Consider the following 24,875-nt stretch of genomic DNA (forward strand, 5'->3'; position numbering starts at 1 on the left):
AATTCCATTTTTTTTAAGAATTGTACTGCTGCAATAAAAGCATTTTTTTTATTCATAACCTTTGATTTGATGCAAAGCTATGCAAATAAAAGGCTATAGAAGTTTCTAGCCTCCTTTTTGTCTATTACGCCGAAATTAGGTATTTTGCTATCCATGAATTTTTATTATTTCCTTAATCAATTCTGTGATATCTGGTTCAACATTATTTGATTTCCCAATTGGATCGTAAATATCATCACGCCTTGATAATAATTTTATACTATTCATAACTCCATTGCTCAGGGCATCAAGATTATATCCACCTTCAAGCGAAAAAACAATTTTTCCTTTGCAAAGTTCTTCAGCTACATTAATCAGTTTTTTGCTTATTTCTGCAAATCCTTCTAAGGAAAGTGTCAAACCAGCAAGAGGATCAGACCAATGAGCATCGTATCCGGCTGATACTAAAATTAGTTCCGGCTGAAATTTGTGTAAGGATGGAATAATTATTTGATCGTAGATTTTTCCAAAACCTTCATCGCCAGTTCCGGCAGGTACTGCAATGTTCATAGTTGAGCCTTTTCCTTCACCTTTACCTGTTTCTTCAATTCTGCCGGTTCCCGGATATAGCGGATATTGATGAGTAGAAATGAACAAAATATCAGGATCTTCATTCACAATATCTTGTGTCCCATTTCCATGATGAACATCGAAATCGATAATTGCAATTTTTTTAATATTGAATTGATTTTGAGCAACTTTAGCAGCAATAGCAACATTGCTAAAAATGCAAAATCCCATTGATTGTTTTTTTACAGCATGATGGCCTGGTGGCCGAATTATTGCAAAACCATTTTTTACTTTTTGTTGAACAACTGCATTTGTAAGCTCAATGAGGCTACCTGCTGCGAGAAGTGCAGCATTGTATGAAAATTCGTTGGTGTATGTATCTGTATCAAGATACGGAATTTTGCTTTCGCTGACATATTTCACATTATCGATATGCGATTGGGGATGTACCAAAAGTAGCTGATCGATAGTACACTTTTTTGCCGGAATTTTGATTAGAGTTTTTAGAATTCCCGAATCTTCTAATTTTTCCATTATTGCTACTAATCTTCCGGAAAATTCTGGATGACCCTCTTGAGTATGCTTCAAAAAATATGGGTCGTAAACATAGGCTGTCCGATTCATAATTAAGGGTTTATTAATTGTATCCATAATTTTATTCCTATCTATATTATTGTTACTGTTCATTTTTTTTTTGTTGTAGAAAAAATGCCAGGCTAATTTCCCAAAAATCAGCAGACTTGCAAAAAATGCCGATATTTTCACGAAATTTCTACGACTATTTTTTTTATTCAAAACAGGCATTTTTTTATTTCAGAAAAACAAATAAGCCAAAATAGCCCAAAGAAAATATCAGGTTAAATTGTATCCACTCCATAAATAAGCAAAACAAAATAAACTATAAATTCTCTATTTGAAACGAAACTCAAAGTGTTGATCTATGGCATATTGTACTTTTGTTCCTTTTTGGAGACGATTTAGATTTTATCTTTTAAATCGTACCTGATAATTCTTATCAATAAAAATATCAGCTTTTGATTTCAATGATTTTACGACTTTATGTTCTTGCTCGAGCACACGCATACGATATTCGTTTTGAGGTTCTTTGCCACGTTTTTGCTGTGCCTTCTTGGTTTCGTGGTAAGTTAGTTCAATGAAAATTCGCAAATTGGCAGCATCCGTTTCTATCGCATACAATCCATCAATAATTAGCATATCGACATTTCCAAAATCGCTGGTTAGCATATCTACCTGATCTGTAACAATATCAATACAAGGCATTGTCGATTTTTTACCTTTTCCAAAATCTTCAATATTTTTGTTAATTTCTTCCCAGTCGTATTCACCGAAACCTACAACATTTTCAATAATGTTTTTGATTCTCCATTCGGTTCGTTCAAGAGGATGAATTTTATAATAATTATCTATGTGCAAGGGTTTTGCTCTAATTCCTTTTTCTTTAAACAATTTGGCTAAAACATGTGCCAATTCTGTTTTCCCGGAGCCCGATTCGCCAGAGATAGCAATAATAAATTTTTCTTTTTTCTCTGCAATAATTTTATCGAAAATAGCTTTTGCAGCCTTTTCGTGTTTTTCCGTTATTAATAGTACATCTCCTAACATATGTTTGTTTTTAGCATTAAGATTTATAGTGGTTTGCTGTTTTAATTTAGCTTTTAGCTAACTGCAATTTAAAAGCAGAATTTGACTGTATTGAATATTTTTGTCCTAATATTTCGACATCTACACTGTTGTCAGTTTCTAATGATAAATATTCTTTTCCAATGGAGATTTTATATAAAACGTTTTTAAAATTTAATTGAAATTTAATATTTTTCCAGCCAAAAGGCAAATTTGGGTTAATTCTAAGATTTTCTGAATTTAGGTTTATACCGGCAAAATTATTGATTACGTGCATAATTGTTCCAGCCATCACTCCGCTATGAATTCCTTCTCCGGTTGTTCCTCCCTGCGAATCTTGGAAATCGCTTATCAGAGCATTTTTAAAGAGTTCTTCTCCAAGTTTTTTATTGCCGATCATTTCGGCAAGCTGAGAATGTACAACACGGCTCAATGTTGACCCATGCGAGGTTCTGGCGAAATAGTAGTTTAAATTTCTTTCTACAAAATCTTTTGGCAATTTATATCCCAAATCTTCAACAATTTCTCTTACATCACCAATTTCAAGATTGTAAAATAACATTAATGTATCTGCTTGTTTTGCAAGCTGGAATTCATCGGACGATTTTCCTTCTGATTTCAAAATTCTGTCCATTCTGTGAATATTATCATATTTTTGTTTGTAATATTCCCAGTCTAATTCTTTGAGATTAAAATACCCATCGAATTGCGCAATTTTTCCATCTTCAGAAATGTCGAGATTTAGATTTTTTGAAATATTCTTCCAATGAGCAAGTTCCTCTTCAGATAATCCAATTTTGTTGAATAATTCTGCTTTTGATTTTTCACTTAAAATATTGATAAGTTCATGTGCCTTTTTGAAAGCCCAAACTGTCATAATATTTGTGTAGGCATTGTCTTTTATTCCACCTACCATGCAAAGAGGATATTTTTCGTGAAATTCGTCGGGTCCCATTACTTTGAAAATCTCATATCTTTTGGTTTTAGCATTGAGCAATGCTTTGCTCGACCAGAACCTGCATATTTCTATAAACATTTCCAATCCATATTTTTCGAGGAACTCTTTGTCGTCTGAGATTTGAAAATATTTCCAAATGTTGAATGCAACCGCCAAAGAAACATGCTTTTGCAGAGAACTGTAATCTTCTCCCCATTTCTCAGTGATAGGATTTAAATGAATTAGTTGTGTTTCTTCTCGCCCATCACTACCACTTTGCCAAGGAAACATTGCTCCTTTATACGAGTTCTGCTGTGCATATTCTTTTGCTGCATCTAATCTTCTATACCTATACATAAGCATAGATTTTGCAACTTCTTTGAAATGAATGTTATAGAAAGGTAGAATAAACAATTCGTCCCAAAAAATATGCCCGCGATAGGCTTCGCCATGAAGTCCACGAGCTGTGATACTTGCATCAATATTTTTGTTGTGTGGTGATGCTGAAATTAATAAATGATAGATATGCAAACGAAGGAGTTTTTGAGATAGTCTATCGCCATTTATTTGAATATCAGCTTTTTCCCAAATTTCTTTCCATGATTTTTTGCTTTCGTTGTAAATCTCATCAAAAGAGTTATAATTCAGAAGATTTTGTTTGTCTGATTCAAACAAATTTATTTTTGCTGCTTCTTTGTTTTCAGCTTTATTTATACTTACAATTTTTTCTACTTGTAGTTCAGTTCCTTTTTCAACAAAAGTGGTAAATGTATTTGAAACACAGGCACTTTCTTTTTTCCAACTGAAGTCGGGATTTATTTCCTGATTATTTATCTTAACAGTGATTTTTGCGGTTTCCGTAACTTCTATATCAGAATTTGTAGTTTTTACGCACAAAAAGCCTATATTTTCTTCGAAAGAGGAAGAAACATGTTCGATGTGTTTTTGATTGAGTTGCCTGTAGCGAGCTACACCGTTGTTTATAATATTTCCGTCAAGTTTTGAGACAACAGTAATATTTTCGGAATAATTAAGTGGAGAAATTTTATATTTCAGACTTGCCAAATTTTTATTGTACATGCTTGCTACTCGCCATGATTCTACAAGGGTTTTTCTACCTTCATCGTCAGAAACAATAAGTTTTCGGTACAGCAAGCCTGTTTTCAGGCAAAGACTTCGTTGAAAATTTGAAATTGAATTTTTATTTATGTCAAAAAAATCATTCGATCCAATTTTGAAACTTATTGAAAGCCAATTCGGACAATTTACAAAATCTTGATTATCAATATCTTTATCCCCAATTTTTGAAGTCAATCTATTGTAAAGTCCTGCCATATATGTGCCTGGATAATTTACGGAATTTGCCAAATTTTCTTCCATAGCTCCACGAGTACCAAAAAATCCGTTTCCGACTGCTGTGAGAGTTTCGCGAGTGGCTTCTTTTTTTGCATTATAGTCGTAGTAGTTTATTTGCCAGCCATCGTTTTCTATACCTTCCTGAAACCATTTCGTGATTCCATCGAAACCAATTTCCGAAATATCTTTGACAACTATATCAGCACCGTTCAATTTAAGTTCATGCTCGTTGTTTTCGCGTGCAATTCCGAGAACAAAACCAAAATTTCCTTTTGCTCCTGCTTGAACGCCCGAAACGGCATCTTCTATAACAACTGCTCGATGATAATCAATATTTAAATTATCGCAGGCTTTTGTAAAAATCTCTGGTTCGGGTTTTCCTTTCAGCCCCTGTTCTGCAGAAACCACTCCATCAACACGAGTTTCAAAATAATCGGTTAAATTGGCAGCTTTTAGAACAGCTTCGCAATTTTTGCTTGATGAGGCAACACCGATTTTTAAGTCTTTATTTTTTAGAGTTTTTAGTAAATCTACAGTCGAGTCGAAAACTTTTACTCCTTCGTTCTGTAAAACTTCATTGAAAGCTTGATTTTTTTTATTACCTAAGCCACAAATAGTTTGTTCATCGGGGCTATCAGCGGGGCTACCTTGCGGAAGAGAAATGTTCCTTGAGTTTAGGAAACTTTCTACACCTTCATATCTTGGTTTTCCATCTACGTAAGGAAGATAGTCTGCTTCGTGCGTGAATTCTACGAATTTCTCACCAAACTGATTTTCTCTGAATAATAAAAAATCGTTAAACATTTTTTTCCATGCAGCGCTGTGTACTAATGCTGTTTGGGTAATTACGCCATCAAGGTCGAAAATTACTCCATCAAAACCAAATTTATTCATTTCAAAATGTAAAAATTATTGAATAGTTCTTGTTAATATTGGTTGATCTACAATTTCAACTGGAATTTTATACATATCTATATCTTTTATAACCACAGGCATACGGCTATCTCTATTGAAATCGACCAATTTTACATCTAATGGTTTTTCAAGATACCAGGTTTTTATTTCAACAGGTACTTTATGAGTAATTTCAACAGGAATTCTATCTTGAGTGTCATAATTTTTAATTATCACAGGTAATTTTCCATAAATATCGAACCCTCCAATGCTTTTAATATTCACATCTACAGCAGTGTTTACGTTTTGACCGGAGGTATTTGGTTGAGTTTCATTGCTTTTTTCAAGAGAATTTGCATTGATATTTGGGATTATTGAAACACTTTGCAATGTTATTATTGTAAGATTAATTGCAATTACTGTGAGGATAATTTTTAAATAGACATCTGATTTCATAAGGTATTTTTTAGTTTAAAATGCTAATTTGGAAGTAATTTACTCAATTACAGTCAGTTTTATATTAATATTATTTATTGGCCAATCTCCATTATCTTCAGGAACTTTAGCAATTTTATCAATTACATCTATGCCTTCAATAATTTCTCCGAAAACTGTATGTTCGCCATCAAGATGAGGTGTTCCTCCGATTTTTTTGTATGTATTTCTACGGATTTCATCTAATTCAATTTTGTAATAATCTTCAATAGCATCAAGTTTTGGATCGCTAAGTTTTTCGCCTTGCACAATATAAAAATCATAAAAGGATGATCGTTTATCGGGATTTTTATTATAGTCGCGAGCCATTGCAATTGCACCTCTTTTGTGATAAAATTTATCTTTCATTTCCGAGGGAATCGTGTATTGCCCAAAAAATGCTTTTTTGTTTATGATATAATCTTCATCGATATCTCCACCTTGTATCATAAAATTTTCGACTATTCTGTAAAAAATTGTTTTATCGTAATATTTGTTTTTCGCCAGGAGCAAAAAGTTTGCTCTGTGAAGAGGTGTCTCTTCATAAAGTTTTAATTTCATATTGCCAAACTCTGTAGAAATTTGCACTATGGTTTCCGGATTTTCTTGACCGTATTTAGTGAGAAATTCAACAACATTTTTACTTGAGATATTGTATTGTTTGGCTTTTTGTTCAGAAATTCTTTTTTCAATTAATGCCATATCTTCATCCATTTCTATATCTTCTTTTTTTTTTGAAGACGAAATTTCTTTTCGTTCAAGATTTTCAGCCGGAGAGCTACACATTGCAGTAATAAGCAATAAACCAAATATAAAATTTCTGAAAATATTGTTCATTTTTCAATTTTTATCTCGGGGCTAAAATACATAATTATTATAAAGAAGTTTAGAAATTTTGAATCCTGAAATTCTTATTTTTTAACATTTTTCACTTGAATGAATAAAAAAAATAAAAAATATATGGAATCCAAAACACAAATGTATCTCATAAATGATATTAAATTAGTAACTAAAAATTTTGAAATAATGAAAACTAAAAAAACAAAAAGCTTGATGAAGCTCAGTTTAATTTTTGGAGTATTATTGGTTATTTTATTGAGCTTGTCATTTAAGAGTTCAAATAAAAAAAATCGAGTAAAATCGGGTTTTGGAATTGTTAAAGGAAAAATTATTGATGAGTCTGACAATAAACCAATTTCAGGAGCAAATGTATTTTTATTCAACAATTCAGGACTTTATACAAGTCAAAAAACCAAAGGTGATGGAAGTTTTATTTTTGAAAATATTCCAGCAAATAAATATACTTTTAAAGCTGAAAAACAAGGCTTTACAAATTATACTCAGCACAATTTGATTATTGAAGAAAACAAAACAATATCAGTAAATGTGAGCTTAAAAGTTGTAGAGAAATTTGAGCTGGATATTGTTGAAGATGTTAATACCGACATTGTTAGTGATGAAGTTGAACATATTTCCTCCACAGAAGTTGTTGATTATGAGAGTTTGAAAGTTCCGCAAACTATTAGTAAAAAAAGATTTAAATCAAAAGGCATTTCAGCAATGTCAATGGGAAATAGAAATTATTGCAGGCAAGAACAGAATTTTGTTCCTCACAATACCGAAGCCTATGACAAAATTAACGAAAACATTTTTAAAGATGTGGTGAACAATCCATTATCTACATTTTCAATTGATGTAGATCGAGCATCGTATTCTAATGTTCGTAGATTTTTGAATGGAAACCAAATGCCTTATAAAGATGCAGTTAGAATTGAAGAAATGGTTAATTATTTTAATTACAATTATCCAAAACCAAAAAACGGAGACCCATTTTCTGTAAATATGGAAATCGGAAAATGTCCGTGGAACGAAAATCATCAAATGGCTTTGATTGGCTTGCAAGGAGAAAATTTAAAGTCAGAAAGTATTCCTTCCGGCAATATGGTTTTTTTATTAGATGTCTCAGGCTCCATGAAATCAGCAAACAAACTTCCATTGCTAAAAAAAGCTTTTAAAATATTAGTCAATAATTTGCGACCAGACGACCGTGTAGCCATAGTAGTTTATGCCGGAGCAGCAGGTTGTGTCCTGGAATCTACTTCCGGACAAAACAAAGAAAAAATTATTTCAGCACTTGATAAACTTAGTGCCGGAGGTTCTACTGCCGGTGGTGCCGGAATAAAACTTGCCTATAAAATTGCTAAAGAAAACTTCATAAAAAATGGGAATAATCGTGTAATTCTTGCAACAGATGGAGATTTCAATGTAGGTGCAAGCAGCGATGGCGAAATGGTAAGATTGATTGAAGAGAAAAGAAAAGATGGAATTTATCTTTCAATTTTGGGTTTTGGAATGGGAAATTATAAAGACTCGAAAATGGAAAAACTCTCTAATGCAGGAAATGGAAATTATGCCTATATTGATAATATTAGAGAAGCAAAAAAAATATTTGGTGAAGAACTATGGGGCACTTTATATACAATTGCAAAAGATGTGAAAATTCAAATAGAATTTAATCCGGCTAAAATAAAAGCCTATCGACTGATTGGTTACGAAAACCGGATTTTAAACAAAGAAGATTTTAACGACGATAAAAAAGATGCCGGAGATATTGGTTGTGGACACACAGTTACAGCAATTTATGAGATAATTTTGAACGATTCAGAAGAAATTGTTTCAGATGTTGATCCTTTGGAATATCAATTTATAAAGCCAGTGCGAAGCTCAAATTTGCTGACATTAAAACTACGCTATAAAAAACCAAACCAGAATACTAGCAACTTAATAACTCAAAAAATCAGAGACGAGGATGTTCAAAAAGAAAGGTCATCGGAAAATTTTGTTTGGGCTGCTGCTGTGGCAGAATTTGGAATGATTTTGAGAGATTCGGAACATAAAGCAAATTCATCCTATCAGCAGGTTATTGCTTTAGCAAAACAAGCTTGTGAAGATGATGAGAATGGACACAAAAAAGAATTTATAAAATTGGTTGAAACTGCTGAATTGCTCTCGAAAAATTGAGAAATTTGCGAACTTGAAAAAGGCAATTATTTATATAATTGCCTTTTTTAATATTTGTAAGAATTTAAGTTTTATTTCAAAATGCTTTTAGAAATTACAATTCTTTGAACCTGATTGGTTCCTTCATAAATTTGACAAAGTTTAACATCTCGCATAATTTTTTCAACACCAAATTCGGTAGAATATCCATCTCCACCCATCACCTGAACTGCATTGGTAGCAACTTTCATAGCCACATCGGAAGCATATAATTTCGACATTGCAGAAAGTTTCGAGGCAGTTCGTATTTTAGAATCGTAAGCCCAGGCTGCATTCCAGGTAATCATTCGGGCAGCTTCTATTTCTGTTGCCATATCTGCCAACATAAAACCAATAGCTTGATTTGCTGCGATAGGTTTGCCAAATTGAACTCTGTTTTTAGCCCAATCTCTTGAAATTTCGTAAGCAGATCTTGCAGCCCCAAGACTTAAAGCGGCTACACCTGTTCTTGTTCTGTCAAAAGTTTTCATTGCAATTAAAAAACCATGATCTTCATTTCCTAACATATTTTCGGCAGGCACTTCAACATTTGTATAAATAATTTCGTTTTGAACAGATGCTTTTTGTCCCATTTTTTCTAATCGTGGTTTAATTTCGATGCCGGGCAAATCGGTTGGAACAACAAATGCTGTCAGACTTCTTGCACCTTTTTCGGGGTTTGTCAAAGCAAAAACAGTATGGAATGATGCAACTTCACCATTTGTAATAAATCTTTTGTGCCCATTCAAAATGTATTTGTCTCCTTGTTTTATAGCAGTAGATTTTATTCCGGCAACATCGGAGCCGGCATTTGGTTCAGTTAAGCAATATGCGGCAACGCCTTTTTCTTCTATAATCCTACCATAAAATCTATTTTGTTGTTCTTCATTCGCAGCTAAAAGTAAAGGCGTAAGTGCCAGAGTGTTAGCATCGATACAAATGCCAATTCCGATACAGCCAGCCCCCAATTCTTCTGAAGCTATAGCACTATCCATAATATTAAATCCGTTACCCCCAAATTTTGTAGGCATAGGTCCGTTCATTATTTTTTCATCATAAGCAGTTTTTACAATATCCCATGGAAATTCTGCTAATTTGTCGTATTTCAAGCTGTTAGGAATAATTATCCTTTTGGCAAAATCCCTATATTTTTCTTGAATTGCTTCTTGTTCTTTTGTTAATGAAAAATCAATCATCTCGTAAAGTTTTAATTATTAAGTAATGTAAATACATGATAAACAAATTTGTCCAAATATAAGAATATAATTATTATTTTTGAACAATATTAATTATACAATTGTTAATTTAAATAGAAAACTATTACTTGGAAGTAGATTTTCAAAATAATTTTATGATGAATAACGAAAATAGCAAGAACAATTTATCTGACAAAGCTTCAAACAGTTTTCTGCCTAAAAATGAATCATTTTCGGAAAATGATGAAAAATATAAAGCACTTCTCGAAACCTCACCAAATGCTATTTCAATAGCAACTTTCGATGGAAAATTTGTTGATTGTAACAATGAGTTCTCAACTCTTTTGGGATACTCAGAACATGAAATAATTGGCAGTTATGCTAAAGAGTTAAATATTTGGAAAAATGCAGATAGAGAAAAATTGTTGATGAACGAACTATCGGCAAACGGATTTGTGAAAAATTTTGAAGTTTTTTTTATTCGCAAAAATGCTGAAGAGGTGTTTGCAAATCTTTTCGCCCGAATTATTCAAATTGATGATATATCATACGTTTTGTGTTTCGTCGAAGACAAAACCAAACAAATAGAATTTGAGAAAGGTTTAAAAAAATCTGAGCAACATTTGAGAGAACTGAATATGACAAAAGATAAGTTTTTCTCAATAATTGCACACGATTTGAAAAGTCCTTTTAATGCGATTTTAGGATTTGCCGAATTGCTTTATCAAGATTTTGATTTATATAACAACGACGACAAGCGTAACTTCGCAAAAAATATAATGTATGCCTCAAAAAATACCTATAAGTTGATTGAGAATTTACTTCAATGGTCGAGAACACAAACGGGAAAAATTAAGTATCGCCCAGATTATTATGATTTTAGCATAATTGCAAATGACACAATTTCGGTGTTAAGAGAACAAGCAATCAAGAAAAATATAACCTTGAGATCAGATATTTCCTTTAATACAATTGCATATTTCGATTCAAATATGATTATCACTTTGCTGAGGAATTTGGTTTCCAATGCCATAAAATTTTCATTCAGAGATTCTGAAGTTTTCATTCGCTCTGAATATATTAAAAAAGAGGTTGATTCTCAGAAAAAGAGCTATTTGCAAATTTCTGTATCAGACAAAGGAGTTGGAATTAGGAAGGAGAATTTTGACAAACTTTTTTATATAGACAAACACTTCAAAACCGAAGGCACCGAAAACGAAAAAGGAACGGGTCTTGGTTTAATTCTCTGCAAAGAATTTGTTGAAATAAATGATGGTACTATTTGGTTAGAAAGTGAAATTGGAAAAGGGAGTACTTTTTATTTTTGTTTACCAATGATTGATTAGAAAATATCGCACTTTTAATAGTTAGTTTTTATTTGTTTTCAACTATCCTTTTCGAATAATATTTCCCCATATTTTTAAAAATAAAATAAATGAGCACAATTATTTTAGGAATTGAATCTTCGTGCGACGACACTTCTGCTGCTATTATTAAAGATGGAATAATCCTTTCAAACAATATTGCTAATCAGGATGTACACAAGTCTTATGGTGGAGTTGTTCCAGAATTGGCTTCACGATCACATCAACAAAACATTGTTCCTGTTGTTGAGCTTGCAATAAAAAATGCAGGAATTACTAAAAATCAAATCTCAGCAGTTGCATTTACCGAAGGTCCGGGTTTGTTAGGCTCACTATTAGTAGGAAGCTCTTTTGCAAAAGGATTTTCACTTAGTTTGAATATTCCATTAATTGGGGTAAATCATCTCCAGGCTCATATTTTAGCCCATTTTATTAAAGAAAACGAAAATGACGATCATCTTCCGGAATTTCCTTTTTTATGCCTACTTGTTTCCGGTGGGCATACTCAAATTGTTCAAATCAACGATTATCTAAGTATGGAAGTTTTAGGTTCGACTATTGACGATGCCGCTGGCGAAGCTTTCGATAAATGCGGAAAAATAATGGGATTTGAATATCCGGCAGGACCAATAATTGACGAAATTTCGAAGAAAGCAAACGAGAATAAATTTGTATTTACAAAACCTAAAGTAGCCGGTTACAATTATAGTTTTTCTGGACTAAAAACGGCGTTTTTATATTTCATAAGAGATCAACTAAAAATAAATAATGAATTTATAAATGAGAATAAAGCCGATTTGAGTGCTTCAATCCAAAAAACTATAGTAGAGATATTGATGCAAAAACTTGTAGAAGCTTCCAAAAATACCGGTATAAGTGAGGTTGCGGTTGCAGGAGGTGTGGCAGCAAATTCAAGGCTGAGCAGAGCATTATTAGAGGAATCAGAAAACAGAAACTGGAAAATTCATATTCCAAAGAAAAAATTTACAACTGACAATGCTGCAATGATTGCAATTACAGGATATTACAAATATTTAGAAAAGCTCTTTTCGAGCCAAAATATTACTCCAAAAGCAAAACTATTGTTTTAATTGGAGGGTTTTTTATGATAAAGTGCAATTGTATTATATTTTTAAAAATAGTTCAATTTTTATTTCAAAAAACTGTTTATTGTTCAATAATTCATTATTCCTATAAAAAAAACAACAAATTAAATTTGGATTCTTCTGGTACTTGCCTTAACTTTATTACCTAATAAATTTAAAAAAGTGAATGATGAATAATCCAGATTTTATTAATAATATAATTACTCGTAGAAGCATTCGGAAGTTTTCGCAAGAAATTGTTACATCGAAGCAAGTAAATTTAATTTTGAAGGCAGCAATGTATGCTCCCTCAGCAGTAAATGAGCAACCCTGGCATTTTATCGTAATCGAAGAGCAAAAAAAGCTCAAAGAAATTACAAAAGTTCATCCTCATGCAAAAATGCTTAAAGAAGCACCACTTGCAATTTTGGTATGCTGGGACGATAATCTTTTGAAAACTTCAGGATATTTTGAACAAGATTGCGCAGCAGCTACTCAAAACATGCTACTTGCTATTCACAGTATGAAATTGGGTGCAGTTTGGTTAGGTGTTCATCCTCGTTTAGAACGGAAAGAAGGATTAAGAAAACTTTTTACAATTCCGGAAAATGTTCATCCGTTTTCTTTGATTGCAATTGGTCATCCTGCCGAACAAAAAGACCATCCACAGCGTTTTTTAGAAGATAGAATTCATATTGAAAAATGGTAAGATTCATATATTAAAAACACACACTTCTAAATCAGGAATTATGAATATTAATTCTTGAATAAATTTCAAAAAACTCACTTAATATCATGGCTGTAGCTCCCCAAATACTATCTCCGTTGGCACTATAAAAAGGGGCTTTCACTAAAATATCTTTCGATTTAAATATCCCTTCTTTCTTACTTTTATTATTCGAGATTTCAGCAATACCTGCTTCAATTATTTTTTTTACCTCATCCTTATTTTTTTTAAAATTTGGCTCGTAACGAAGAAATCCAACATAGGGATAAATCATAAAATTGCTAACCGGAACAAAAAGAGGAGTTAATGAGCCAATAATTTCAATGTCGTTTTCACTGATGCCTATCTCTTCGTTAGTTTCGCGAGTTGCAGTTTTACACAGAGTTTTGTCTTGCTTTTCGAATTTCCCGCCCGGAAAACTGATTTGGCCGCTATGTGCTCCATTGTCGATAGTGCGTTTTATGAAAACAAAATGTGGAATTCCTTTCTTTGGAAAAATTTGAATCAATACAGCACTTTTTTTTGCATTTATTTCATCAATCGGCAATTTAACACCTTTCATTCTTTCTAAAGGCGACATACTTAACTGGGCATTTTTACCAGGCAATTCTAATTTTAATTGCTCCTTTAATTGCTTAATGATAAGATTAAAGCTCACCTTTCATTGTTTTTTTTATCCGATTTCTTTTTTATCGAGATTTTCGATTCTTCTTTCGACAGAAGCCTTTCAATATTTCTTTGATGAGTAAGCAATAATAGAATAGCAATAATCAATGAAAAAATTACGAGCGATAAGGTAGTTGTTTTAAAAACAAAAATTATAATAACTGGAAACGAAAAGCCTGCAATCATTGAGCTTAAAGATACATATCTTGTTGCTATGAGTAGAAAGGCAAATATTCCAACTGAAATCAAAGCTGCATATGGGTGAATTGATAGAACTACTCCAAAAAGGGTAGCAACTCCTTTCCCGCCTTTAAATCGCACGTAAATTGGGAAAATATGACCTAAAACAGCAAAAATTCCTAACAATAGTTGAAAATTTATGAAATCGCCGGAGGATGGAATATAATAGTTTGTAAAATAGATTAGTTTAACGGCAAGCCAGCCTTTGAGGGCATCAAATATAAAAACCGGAATTCCTGCTTTTACACCTAAAACTCTGAAAGTGTTAGTAGTCCCCGCATTTCCGCTGCCGTGTTCGCGTACATCAATATTGTAAAATATTTTTCCTATCCATACTGATGATGGAATAGAGCCTAATAAATAGGCTATCAAAACTAAAAAAATATTTATCAAATATGTTTGTACCAATTTATTTTCACATTAAATAAACAAGTTCGCAAAAATAGGTATTATTTTTTTGGCTACAAAAATGATGCTTTTATTGAAATATAAGATTCCTAAACAACTTGTATAAAAAAAGCACAAAAATATAATGCAATCAATTGAATAATAGCTTTATATATATTGAAACGTACATGTTGTACCGCAAAACTAATTTGAAAATTCATTTTCAAATTTCAATTGCTTAGAGACACTACTTAGGCATAACTATTAAAGTACGAATAAACTTTTCTATTTTCGCAAAATATTATTCTATTTAATCAAATAAATGAAATTTGTTGTTGCAATTACGAAACATCATATCTTGGGTCTAATACCTCGCTCCTTTTTTATTGAAAAAGAAAAAGATTCGGGATTTTATAAAATTGCTGCAAAATTTGATAATTATTCTTCCGAAAATCAAAATTTTCCTTTAAGCAAAATTCAAAAGAAAATAGTTGACCTTTTGAATAGTATTAGCGAAAAAGACATTCATAAACTTTTTTCGAAAAAAAAAGTCGGAATTCGGGATTTCATTAATTCTTTGAACGACGAAATAATTACTAAACAAATTAGACCTTACATAGAAATTCGAATAAATAAAGTTATAGAAATTTTGAAGAATGAAGATATTCCTTTGTTTTTAAAAGACAGGAATTCGGATGTTGTTTACAATGATGATAGAATACAAATTCAGAAAAATGAGGCAAAAACAGTTTTCAATTTTCATAGGTCTGATGACGAAACTACTTATTTTCTGAAAATCAGACAAGACAATAAAGAAATTAGTTTGACAACATATTCGCTTCAGATATTAACTATTTTGCCCTGTTGTATAATTTTTCAGAACAAATTATATTTTTTTAGCGACATAGATGGAAATAAATTAAAACCTTTTGTTAAAAAAACTTTTCTGAGTGTTCCTAAAAGTGCAGAGAAAAAGTTTTTCGAAACATTTGTTTTCAATTGTATCAAAAAATATAGAGTAAACGCTTCAGGTTTTGAAATTGAGACAATAAAAACCCAGCCAAAAGCAATTTTATCTGTCGAGAAAGATTTGAGTGGAAATATAGTTTTATTGCTAAAATTTGAATACGATAAATTATTTTCAGTTCACCTGAACACAAAATCTGAAATTTATTTGAAGTTTTATGACAATAATTCAAATTTCAATTTTAAAAAATTTGTTAGAAATTTGGATTCAGAAAAAGCATACCTTCAAATTTTAAAGAAACTTAACTTAGTTGTTTTCAATAGTGTTTTTTTGGCAAAAAAAAGTTCAAAATCTGATGCTCTAATTAAAAATTCTGAGCTTATTTTTTGGTTGAGCGAAAATTCAGAAAAACTAAAAACATTAGGTTTTGAAATAGTTCAGGATAAAATTCCACTGAAATATAATATTGCAAAAATCAGTTTGAACATCGCGGTAGAAAATCGCAAAGACTGGTTCGACATTTTTGCAATTGTGAAAATCGGGAAATATAAAATACCATTTGTGCGATTTAGAAAGCACATTTTAAATAATAAAAGAGAGTTTTTTTTACCAAATGGCGAAGTCTTAATTTTGCCCGCAGAGTGGTTTGAAAAATATAAAGAATTTCTTCTTTTTGGCGAAAGGGAGGGAGATACATTCAAACTGAAAAATCATTATTTCCAGATTTTAGACGATTTTGAAGGAATAAACAAGAATTATCTATCGAAATTTAGAAAACTCTCAAGAAATGGAAAACTCTCGCAAGAAACCATCCCAAAAAAAATAAATGCAGAACTTCGACAATATCAAAAAGATGGCTACACATGGCTTTGTTATTTGAAAAATAATTGTTTTGGAGGCGTTCTTGCCGATGATATGGGCTTAGGAAAAACTTTGCAAACTATCACTTTGCTATGCCGACTAAAAGAAAATTGGAAGCCAAAAAAAACAATTAAAATAAATCAGCCAGTTCAGTTAAATTTGTTCGAGCCTGTGTATCAGCAATTTGAGCAGTCAGCAACAAAAGATACTTCATTGATAATTGTGCCAACATCTTTGATTCACAATTGGGAAAACGAAATTCGGAAATTTGCACCCTCGCTCAAAGTATTAAAATATGCTGGAGCAAATGGAGAAAAGAGAAAGGAGCTTATCGGAAAATTTGCAAATTTTGATATTGTGCTCACAAGCTATGGTTTGCTTCGCAACGACATAGAGTTTCTGGAGGATTTTATATTTTTCTATTTAATTCTTGATGAAAGTCATAATATTAAGAATCCATTATCGAAATTGTATAGTGCAATAATCAAAATTAAATCGCAATACAAATTAGCCTTAACCGGTACACCAATTCAAAATTCCTTGATTGATTTGTATGCCCAAATAAATTTTCTAAATCCTGGATTATTAGGGAGTTTGAGCTTTTTTAAACGAAAATTCGAAATTCCTATCATTAATGCAGAAGATGAAAATCAGCAAAAAAGATTGCAAGCCTTGATTAGTCCTTTCATTTTGAGGCGAAAAAAGGAAGACGTAGCAAAAGATCTTCCTGAACTTACAGAAACTGTGAGATATTGCACAATGACTGATATGCAAAATGCAATTTACGAAGCAGAAAAAAACAAAATAAGAAACTATATTTTTGAAAATATTTCGAAATTTGGGAAGGAAAAAACGAGTTTTCTAATTCTTGCCGGTCTCACAAAATTGCGTCAATTGGCAAATCATCCTTCTTTGATTGATGAAAAATACGAGCATGATTCCGGAAAATATAATGAAGTGTTGGATATGATAGAAAGTTTAATGTCTGAAAATCATAAAGTTCTGATTTTTTCATCTTTCGTAAAACATCTGAATTTATTTGAAGATTATTTCATTAGAAACAATCTGGAATATTCGTATTTAAAAGGCGATACTTCTCAACAAAAAAGAGAGTCAACTATCAAAAAATTTCAACAAAATGAAAACAATATGTTGTTTTTAATTTCTATTAAAGCCGGTGGCGAGGGTTTAAATCTTACTGCTTCCGATTACATTTTTATTTTAGATCCTTGGTGGAATCCGGCGGTCGAAAATCAAGCAATTGCACGGGCTCACCGAATTGGGCAAGACAAAAAAGTTTTTGTTTATCGCTTTATTTCTATCAATTCAATTGAAGAAAAAATTCGGAAACTTCAAGAAAGTAAAAGTAAATTGTCAGAAGTTTTTGTTAATTCAAACAATCCTTTCAAAAATATTAAGATTGAGGATATTGAATCGTTTTTTGCATAGTCGGAATTTCTCCTTTGAGCCAATACAGAATGTAAATTTTTATTAATATTGAAAAAGAATAAAAACAAATTGAAAAACAGAACAAAAATTATTGCAACTATTTCCTACGAAAAGAGTGATATAGAATTTATTAAAAGTCTTTATTCGGCAGGAATGGATATTGTCCGAATTAATACAGCATTTCAAAAAATTGAGCAAACGCAACAAATTATTGAAAATATTCGAAAAGTTAGTAGTTGCATAAAAGTTTTGATTGACACGAAAGGTCCCGAGATAAGAACTTCTGAAGTTGATGAGCCTATAAAAATTGAAAATGCAAAAACCTATATTTTTAAGTCGGGAAAAGAAAAAACAAGCAAGAATATCATATATGTAGATTATCCGGATTTTGTAAAAGTTTTGAATCTGAAAAATCGTATTTTTATTGACGATGGCGAAATTGAATTTGAAGTTGCTGGAAAAAATGCAGATTCTTTAATTTGTAAATCGCTAAATGAGGGTACAATTTCTTCCTTCAAAAGTGTGAATGTTCCAGGAGTAAAAACTCAATTGCAAGCTTTGACCCTAAAAGACAAAAATTTTATAGAATTTGCAGCTAAAAACAAAATCAATTTTATTGCTCATTCTTTTGTGAGAAACAAAAATGACTTATTGGAGATTCATGCTATTCTTGAGAAATATGATTTCAAACCTGTAATATTTGCAAAAATTGAAAATCAGGAAGGCATTGATAATATTGATGAAATTATTGAAAATTCATATGGGATTTTAATAGCAAGAGGAGATTTAGGCGTTGAAACTCAGCTTGAAAAAATACCTTTTTTGCAAAAAATGATTATCAAAAAATGTAATACCCAACACAAACCGGTAATTGTAGCTGCACAAATTTTACACTCGATGATAAATAATCCTCGCCCAACCAGAGCTGAATTGTGCGATGTGGCAAATTCGGTTATTGATGGAGCTGATATTTTATTGTTGAGCGGCGAAACTGCATATGGAAAATACGCCAAAGAAGCGGTGAATATTATGAAAAAAATTATTTTTGAATCAGAAAATCAAATTTAATTTTGAAGAATTTATTTAAAAATTTAAATATGAGAAAAATTGTAAGTTTATTATTTTTTGTTGGAGTTTCTGTTTTGTGCTTTTCGCAAAATAGAGAATTAAATATAGAAAAAGCAAACACAACATTGAACGAAAGGGGAGAGGTTTATTTTAAATTTAAGATTGACAACAGGCAACAAATAAATATTCTTACCCGAATTATTTCTATTGATAATGTTAAAGAAAATTTGGTTTTTGCATATGCAAACAAAAAACAGTTTCAGGTATTTTTAGGTTTTAATATTGATTTTGAAACCTTAACGCCGCCTTCATTGCTTAATCAAATTTCGACAGAGAAAAATGAAAAATCTGGTGAAAACTGGGATTTTTATCCAACATATGAGGAATATGTTAATCTTATGAATTTTTATGCAAATGATTTTAGTTCTCATTGCAAGCTCGAAAAAATTGGAGAGAGTGTTGAAGGCAGAGATATTTTAGTTATGAAAATTTCCGATAATGTTGATGAGAAAGAAGCCGAGCCGGAATTTTTTTATACCTCCACAATGCACGGCGACGAAACAACAGGATTTGTCTTAATGCTACGTCTAATTAGTTATCTTGCAATGGAATACCAAAACAACGAGACAGTAACAAATCTTGTTGATAATTTGGAAATTTGGATAAATCCCTTGTCTAATCCTGATGGGACTTACTTTGCTGGAAACAATACTGTTGCCGGTGCCACTCGCTTTAATTCCAATTATGTTGATTTAAACCGGAATTATCCTGATCCGGAAGACGGACAACATCCCGATGGCAATTCTTTACAAAAGGAAAATCAGGTAATGATAAATTTTATGAAGCAGCATAATTTTGTTTTGTCGGCAAACCTACATACCGGAACCGAAGTTATAAACTACCCCTGGGATACATGGCAGCAATTTCATGCCGACGACGATTGGTATTACAACATATCGCGTGAATATGCAGACACGGTTCATGCAAATATTCCGGCAGGACTTTATACTGGCTATCTCAGCGATTTTAACAATGGCATAACCAACGGTTTTCAGTGGTACTCGATAAGTGGCGGGAGGCAGGATTATATGAACTATTTCCTTAATAGCAGAGAAGTTACTATGGAATTGAGCTTGATAAAATCGCCTACCGAAAACGATTTGCCATTTTTTTGGGACGCAAACTACCGCTCCTTGTTAAACTACATGGAGCAAGCAATCTACGGAATTCGAGGGATTGTAGTAGATTCGATTAGCAAAGAAGCCATTAAACCAAAAATTGAAATTTTCTCGCACGATTTTGATAATTCTTTTGTCTTTGGTAGTGCCGAAAACGGAAACTACCACAGGCTTATTGCAGAAGGAACCTATGACCTGAGCATAAATGCCGACAATCATTATCCGAAATTTTTTACAGATGTCCAGGTTTTCAATCGGCAAGCAACAATTTTGGATGCTGAATTGGTCCCTTGGCCTGCACACTCAGATTTGTCAGAATATGAAAATATTCGAGTAAAATGTTTTCCTAATCCTGTTCAAAATATCTCAAAAATATATATTTCTTCGCCAATTAGTAGAAGTTTTAAGATTGAGATTTTAGATATTTTTGGTAGAAAAATGATGGAAATTCTAAATAAAAAATATTCTGAAGGGAATAATACAATCGATTTAAATTTTAGAAATCTTACAGAAGGAGTTTATTTTGTTAAAATAATTTCTGAAGATTTAGTAATAGAAAAGACACTAGTAAAATTATAAACTTATGAAAGCAAAACTAATTGAACAAATAGGAAATTGGCTGGTAGGATTAGGAATTAATCAAGATTTTGTATTTACACTTATTGCAATTGTTGCTCTGATATTAATTGTTATACTTTCCTTTTTTGCAGATGCAATTGCAAAAAAAATAATCTTGGTTAGCTTACAAAGAATTATTGCAAAAAGTAAAACACAGTGGGATGATATATTATTTAAGAAAAAAGTTTTTAATAATTTGGCTCATATTGCACCAGCTTTAGTCATCTACTATTTGTTTGAATATGTGTTTGTTACTTCCTTTCCGGAAACGGTTAGTTTTCTTCATGCTGCTATTCTGGTACTTATTATTGTTATCAGCCTTATCACAATTTCGTCTTTTCTGAATGGTTTGCACGAAATTTATTACACTTTGCCAATATCTAAAAATCGACCCATAAGCGGATATGTTCAATTGGTTAAAATCTTATTTTATTTCATTGGTGGAATTTTAATTCTGTCGATAATTTTCGACAAGGAATTAGGATATTTTTTCACAGGACTTGGTGCATTTGCAGCGGTTCTAATTTTGGTTTTTAAAGATACAATTTTGGGTTTTGTATCGAGCATTCAACTCTCGGCAAACAATATGGTGAAGCCGGGCGATTGGATTTCGATGCCGAAACAAAATACTGATGGAATAGTTACAGAAATTAATCTGACTACCGTGAAAATTCAGAACTGGGATAAGACAATCAGTACAGTTCCTACTTATTCTCTAATTTCAGAATCGTTCAACAATTGGAAAGGTATGGAAGAATCGGGTGGAAGAAGGATTAAGCGTCACATTAGTATTGATATGAAAAGCATCAAATTTTGTGATGATATTTTGATAGAAAAGTTCAAGCAAATAAAACTTCTCGGTAATTACTTGAATAAAAAAACTCATGAAATTGAAGATGATAATATAAAAAATGATCTTCCAATTTCAGATAATGTAAACAAACGACAGCTCACAAATATTGGAATATTTAGAAAATATATAGAAGAATATTTGGACAAACATCCCAAAATAAATAGCGATATGACCTTTTTAATCAGGCAGTTACAGCCAAATGAAAAAGGTCTTCCTATAGAAATTTATGTATTTAGTAAAAATCAAGAATGGGTTGGTTTTGAAGCTATTCAGTCAGACATTTTTGATCACTTGTTAGCAATTATGCCCGAATTTGAACTGAAGGTTTTTCAAAATCCTACTGGCGACGATTTCCGGAAATTGCAATTTTAAAACATAAAATTACTCTTCCTCCTCATTTTCCATTTGTTCGTAAAGCATATCCTGATTTTCTAATTCGTCTTCAAGATATTGTTCTACTTTTACTAATAAAATCTCAATTAATCTATCGTCTTCTGGTTTATCATCAATCCAGTCAATTTTTCGATTACTATTGAAATCATCAACATCAAATCCAATTATACATCTTGGTTCTTCGTTGTGAATAATAAATAAAGTTTCGGGTAACTCAAGGGAATTGTCGGCGATTAAGAATTTTGGTAACATGTTTTTTATTTTTTAGTGATTATTTTTTATTGGCTATTAGCTTTTGGCTTTTAGCCAACAGCCAAATTCAGCGAACAAAAATAGATATTTTTAATTTCATCTTGCCATTATTTTTATTGCTATTTACTGCTATTTCTATAATTTTGTAAAATTGCTAAAATATTTTTGAACTAAGAAATTATCAATTTGAAACGACATTTATTTATTATTTTGCTGCTCCTCGCTTTTGGTCTGAAAACTAAAGCACAGGATACGAAAACTGAGCCACCTCTTTCTAGAATTCTTTTTGTTTTCGATGGTTCGCAAAGTATGCTCGGACGCTGGGAAAGCGATAAGAAAATTAATATTGCAAGAAAATTGCTAATGAAAATGGTTGATAGTCTGGCATATATCGAAAATCTTGAATTGGCACTCAGAGTTTATGGTCATCAGTCATATGTTCCGCCACAAGATTGCAACGACACAAAACTTGAAGTGCCATTTGGTGGCAACACTGCATCTAAAATAAAACAAACCTTAAAATACATTAATCCGAAAGGAACCACCCCAATTGCGCATTCGCTGGAGCTTGCCGCTAATGATTTTCCCGATTGCTCGGAATGCAGAAATATAATTATTCTTATTACCGATGGCATAGAATCCTGCGATGGCGACCCATGTGCTGTTTCACTTTCTTTGCAGAAAAAAGGAATTGTTCTGAAGCCATTTGTAATTGGTATTGGTTTGGATATGGAGTTTAAGGAAACTTTCGAATGCGTTGGGCACTATTACGATGCTGCTAATGAAGAAAAGTTCAAAGAAGTTCTTGGAATTGTAATTACTCAGGCTCTTAATTCGACCACAGCTCAGGTAAATTTGCTCGACATTTTTGGTAAACCAACTGAAACTAATGTGAATATGACTTTTTATGATAATTTCTCCGGAAAATTTATGCATAATTATATTCACACAATCAATAATAGAGGAAACCCTGATACATTATTTTTAGACCCTTTGGTAACATATAATATGGTTGCTCATACAATTCCACCGGTTTTTATTGATAGCATAAAACTTACGCCGGGACAACATTTGGTTGTTGCAACTGATGCTCCACAAGGATATTTGATTTTAAAATCGCAAAGCAATTTGCATAGAAATTTGAATTTTATTGTGCGTCAGGCTGACAGTATGAAAACTTTGAATCTTCAAAAAGTGAATACGGAGGAAAAATATATTATTGGGAATTACGACCTTGAAATTCTTACAAGTCCGAGAATTTATATCAACGATGTAGAAATAAAGCAAAGTTATACTACTAAAATTGAAATTCCGAAGCCGGGCATAGTAACTTTTTTGCGCTCATCGCAAGCATTTGGCAGCGTTTATATCGAAGAAGATAATCGGCTGAAATGGATATTAAATCTAAATCCTGAACTTAAGCAAGAAACGTTCTACCTACAGCCGGGCAGATACAGAGTTGTTATGAGAGCAAAACATGCCCGCGAAAGCATCTACTCCAACACAAAAAAGTTTAAAGTGAAATCGAGTGGTTCGCAGACAATTAAGTTGTTTTGATCTATGGCAATACATAGTCCTCAAGATTGCCAAATCTATCCTCTTCGCCTTCGAGAGCAACAATTTCATATTGGATTGTTTTATTATTAAAAATAGAAATTATAATAAAATTATCGTTGATATTGCTGCCCATGCCGGTGGCGATAAATGTTATGTTGTTATAATTGTAATACACATAACTCTCGGCCTGAAGTGCTCCTATGTCTCCTGCACAAAAAACTACATTGTTAGGCAGGTTGTGAAAAATTGGTTCTATTGTACTCCAAAAATTTATGGTATCACCACGGCCAGCCAAAGAATTTAATTGCAAATTTGAAAATTGATTATCCGGCTCCCACCACAAAACCTGATGTGTAAAAACAAAAATATTATTGCAGTTTTTGTAGTTCGAGTCAACTGTATTTTTCAAAAAATCTAATTGTTCACCAGAAATATTCCATTTGTCAATATTTGGATTTATGGTGATGAAAAGGTCGTTTTTGTGCAAAAAGCTGTAAAAAGATTTGCCAAAATGATTTTCATATTCTTCCAAATCTCCTATATCGTGATTTCCCGGAACTAAATGTACAGTAAGGCCTAAGCTATCTATTTCAGTGTCAATTTCATTCCAATTTTCGTCGTTTCCAGCAATTACAAAATCGCCAAGAAAAACTCCAAATTCTATAGTGTCATTGTTTTGAATTAGTGGAAATTTGTCTCGAAATGGAGGATGAACTCCATCATTGTCAACCCCCGGTTTACCATATACATGCCCTGCAATGAAAAATGAGTATTCAACTACAACAGGCTTAACAACTATTTCATTTTTTTTGCATGAAATATTGAGAAGCATAAAAATAAAGAAAACCGATAGTGTGAAAAAATTTGTAAACTGCATATGGTTATTTAAATATTGTTAAAAAAATAAATTTTATTAATGACTGAAGTTTCGCACCGTTATCTAATCGGCTAATAATGAGTTTTATATTAAAAATTAAAAAATGTGGTGTAATAGACAAAAAGGAGGCTGTTTGACCTTGATATTTTTCAAGTGGACAAAAAGGAGGCTGTTTTTTTTAGCTAAAAAAACGATTTATGTAGCAGTGTTTTATCTTTGTATTATCAAGTTAAACGGAAGCAAGCTC

19 protein-coding genes are annotated in these 24,875 nt (G+C 31.9%); 9 read left to right on the top strand and 10 right to left on the bottom strand.

Going from position 1 to position 24,875, the window contains the following annotated elements; genetic code table 11:
• Positions 1-147 precede the first annotated feature (147 nt).
• The 5 genes from HN894_16705 to HN894_16725 form a co-directional block, all read right to left on the bottom strand.
• Positions 148-1,344, bottom strand: coding sequence for a histone deacetylase (locus tag HN894_16705; GenBank protein ID MBT7144965.1), 1,197 nt, complete (start codon positions 1,342-1,344; stop codon positions 148-150).
• A 189-nt stretch (positions 1,345-1,533) separates the two neighbouring features.
• The gene (locus tag HN894_16710; GenBank protein ID MBT7144966.1) at positions 1,534-2,172 is read right to left on the bottom strand and encodes a uridine kinase; all 639 of its coding nucleotides are present in this window, start codon (positions 2,170-2,172) and stop codon (positions 1,534-1,536) included.
• A 46-nt stretch (positions 2,173-2,218) separates the two neighbouring features.
• Positions 2,219-5,377, bottom strand: coding sequence for a beta-phosphoglucomutase family hydrolase (locus HN894_16715; protein MBT7144967.1), 3,159 nt, complete (start codon positions 5,375-5,377; stop codon positions 2,219-2,221).
• A 15-nt stretch (positions 5,378-5,392) separates the two neighbouring features.
• The gene (locus HN894_16720) at positions 5,393-5,833 is read right to left on the bottom strand and encodes a hypothetical protein (GenBank protein MBT7144968.1); all 441 of its coding nucleotides are present in this window, start codon (positions 5,831-5,833) and stop codon (positions 5,393-5,395) included.
• Between the two features lie 39 nt (positions 5,834-5,872).
• Positions 5,873-6,688 carry a peptidylprolyl isomerase gene (locus tag HN894_16725; GenBank protein MBT7144969.1) on the bottom strand — a complete coding sequence of 272 codons (816 nt, stop codon included), beginning with the start codon at positions 6,686-6,688 and terminating at the stop codon, positions 5,873-5,875.
• A 216-nt stretch (positions 6,689-6,904) separates the two neighbouring features.
• Between HN894_16725 and HN894_16730 the strand changes: the two genes are divergently transcribed.
• Positions 6,905-8,872, top strand: coding sequence for a DUF3520 domain-containing protein (locus HN894_16730; GenBank protein ID MBT7144970.1), 1,968 nt, complete (start codon positions 6,905-6,907; stop codon positions 8,870-8,872).
• Positions 8,873-8,943: 71 nt separating this feature from the next.
• Here HN894_16730 and HN894_16735 read toward each other — a convergent pair whose 3' ends face one another.
• Positions 8,944-10,086 carry an acyl-CoA dehydrogenase gene (locus tag HN894_16735; GenBank protein ID MBT7144971.1) on the bottom strand — a complete coding sequence of 381 codons (1,143 nt, stop codon included), beginning with the start codon at positions 10,084-10,086 and terminating at the stop codon, positions 8,944-8,946.
• 155 nt (positions 10,087-10,241) lie between these two features.
• Here HN894_16735 and HN894_16740 point away from each other — a divergent pair, with 155 nt between their 5' ends.
• The 3 genes from HN894_16740 (at position 10,242) to HN894_16750 (ending at position 13,244) form a co-directional block, all read left to right on the top strand.
• The gene (locus HN894_16740) at positions 10,242-11,432 is read left to right on the top strand and encodes a PAS domain-containing sensor histidine kinase (protein MBT7144972.1); all 1,191 of its coding nucleotides are present in this window, start codon (positions 10,242-10,244) and stop codon (positions 11,430-11,432) included.
• Positions 11,433-11,521: 89 nt separating this feature from the next.
• Positions 11,522-12,541 carry a tRNA (adenosine(37)-N6)-threonylcarbamoyltransferase complex transferase subunit TsaD gene (tsaD, locus tag HN894_16745; protein MBT7144973.1) on the top strand — a complete coding sequence of 340 codons (1,020 nt, stop codon included), beginning with the start codon at positions 11,522-11,524 and terminating at the stop codon, positions 12,539-12,541.
• 202 nt (positions 12,542-12,743) lie between these two features.
• Positions 12,744-13,244: a nitroreductase family protein gene (locus HN894_16750; GenBank protein ID MBT7144974.1), complete on the top strand. Its 501-nt coding sequence runs from the start codon at positions 12,744-12,746 to the stop codon at positions 13,242-13,244.
• A 31-nt stretch (positions 13,245-13,275) separates the two neighbouring features.
• Here the strand turns inward: HN894_16750 and HN894_16755 are convergent, their stop codons facing one another.
• Together HN894_16755 and plsY are read right to left on the bottom strand one after the other, a co-directional pair.
• Entirely contained in the window at positions 13,276-13,920 is a 645-nt protein-coding gene (locus HN894_16755; GenBank protein MBT7144975.1) for a CoA pyrophosphatase, read from the bottom strand.
• Positions 13,917-14,576, bottom strand: coding sequence for a glycerol-3-phosphate 1-O-acyltransferase PlsY (plsY, locus tag HN894_16760; protein ID MBT7144976.1), 660 nt, complete (start codon positions 14,574-14,576; stop codon positions 13,917-13,919). Before plsY ends, HN894_16755 begins: the two co-directional genes overlap by 4 nt.
• A 301-nt stretch (positions 14,577-14,877) precedes the next feature.
• On the opposite strand from plsY, the gene HN894_16765 reads away from it, so the two are divergent.
• From HN894_16765 to HN894_16780, 4 genes are all read left to right on the top strand, one after another.
• Positions 14,878-17,832 (top strand): DEAD/DEAH box helicase, encoded by a 2,955-nt coding sequence (locus HN894_16765; protein ID MBT7144977.1) that lies wholly within the window; start codon positions 14,878-14,880, stop codon positions 17,830-17,832.
• A 69-nt stretch (positions 17,833-17,901) separates the two neighbouring features.
• Positions 17,902-18,900 (top strand): pyruvate kinase, encoded by a 999-nt coding sequence (gene pyk, locus HN894_16770; GenBank protein MBT7144978.1) that lies wholly within the window; start codon positions 17,902-17,904, stop codon positions 18,898-18,900.
• A 29-nt stretch (positions 18,901-18,929) separates the two neighbouring features.
• Positions 18,930-20,657, top strand: coding sequence for a T9SS type A sorting domain-containing protein (locus tag HN894_16775; protein MBT7144979.1), 1,728 nt, complete (start codon positions 18,930-18,932; stop codon positions 20,655-20,657).
• Between the two features lie 4 nt (positions 20,658-20,661).
• Positions 20,662-21,921, top strand: a complete 1,260-nt coding sequence (locus HN894_16780) for a mechanosensitive ion channel family protein (protein ID MBT7144980.1) — start codon at positions 20,662-20,664, stop codon at positions 21,919-21,921.
• Positions 21,922-21,930: 9 nt separating this feature from the next.
• Here the strand turns inward: HN894_16780 and HN894_16785 are convergent, their stop codons facing one another.
• Positions 21,931-22,194: a hypothetical protein gene (locus HN894_16785; protein ID MBT7144981.1), complete on the bottom strand. Its 264-nt coding sequence runs from the start codon at positions 22,192-22,194 to the stop codon at positions 21,931-21,933.
• Positions 22,195-22,380: 186 nt separating this feature from the next.
• Between HN894_16785 and HN894_16790 the strand changes: the two genes are divergently transcribed.
• Positions 22,381-23,751, top strand: a complete 1,371-nt coding sequence (locus HN894_16790) for a VWA domain-containing protein (GenBank protein ID MBT7144982.1) — start codon at positions 22,381-22,383, stop codon at positions 23,749-23,751.
• A 1-nt stretch (position 23,752) separates the two neighbouring features.
• On the opposite strand, the gene HN894_16795 is transcribed toward HN894_16790, so the two are convergent.
• Positions 23,753-24,628, bottom strand: coding sequence for a hypothetical protein (locus HN894_16795; GenBank protein MBT7144983.1), 876 nt, complete (start codon positions 24,626-24,628; stop codon positions 23,753-23,755).
• Positions 24,629-24,875 lie beyond the last annotated feature (247 nt).

This window comes from Bacteroidota bacterium (assembly GCA_018692315.1).
In the GTDB taxonomy this organism is placed as follows: Bacteria; Bacteroidota; Bacteroidia; order Bacteroidales; family JABHKC01; genus JABHKC01.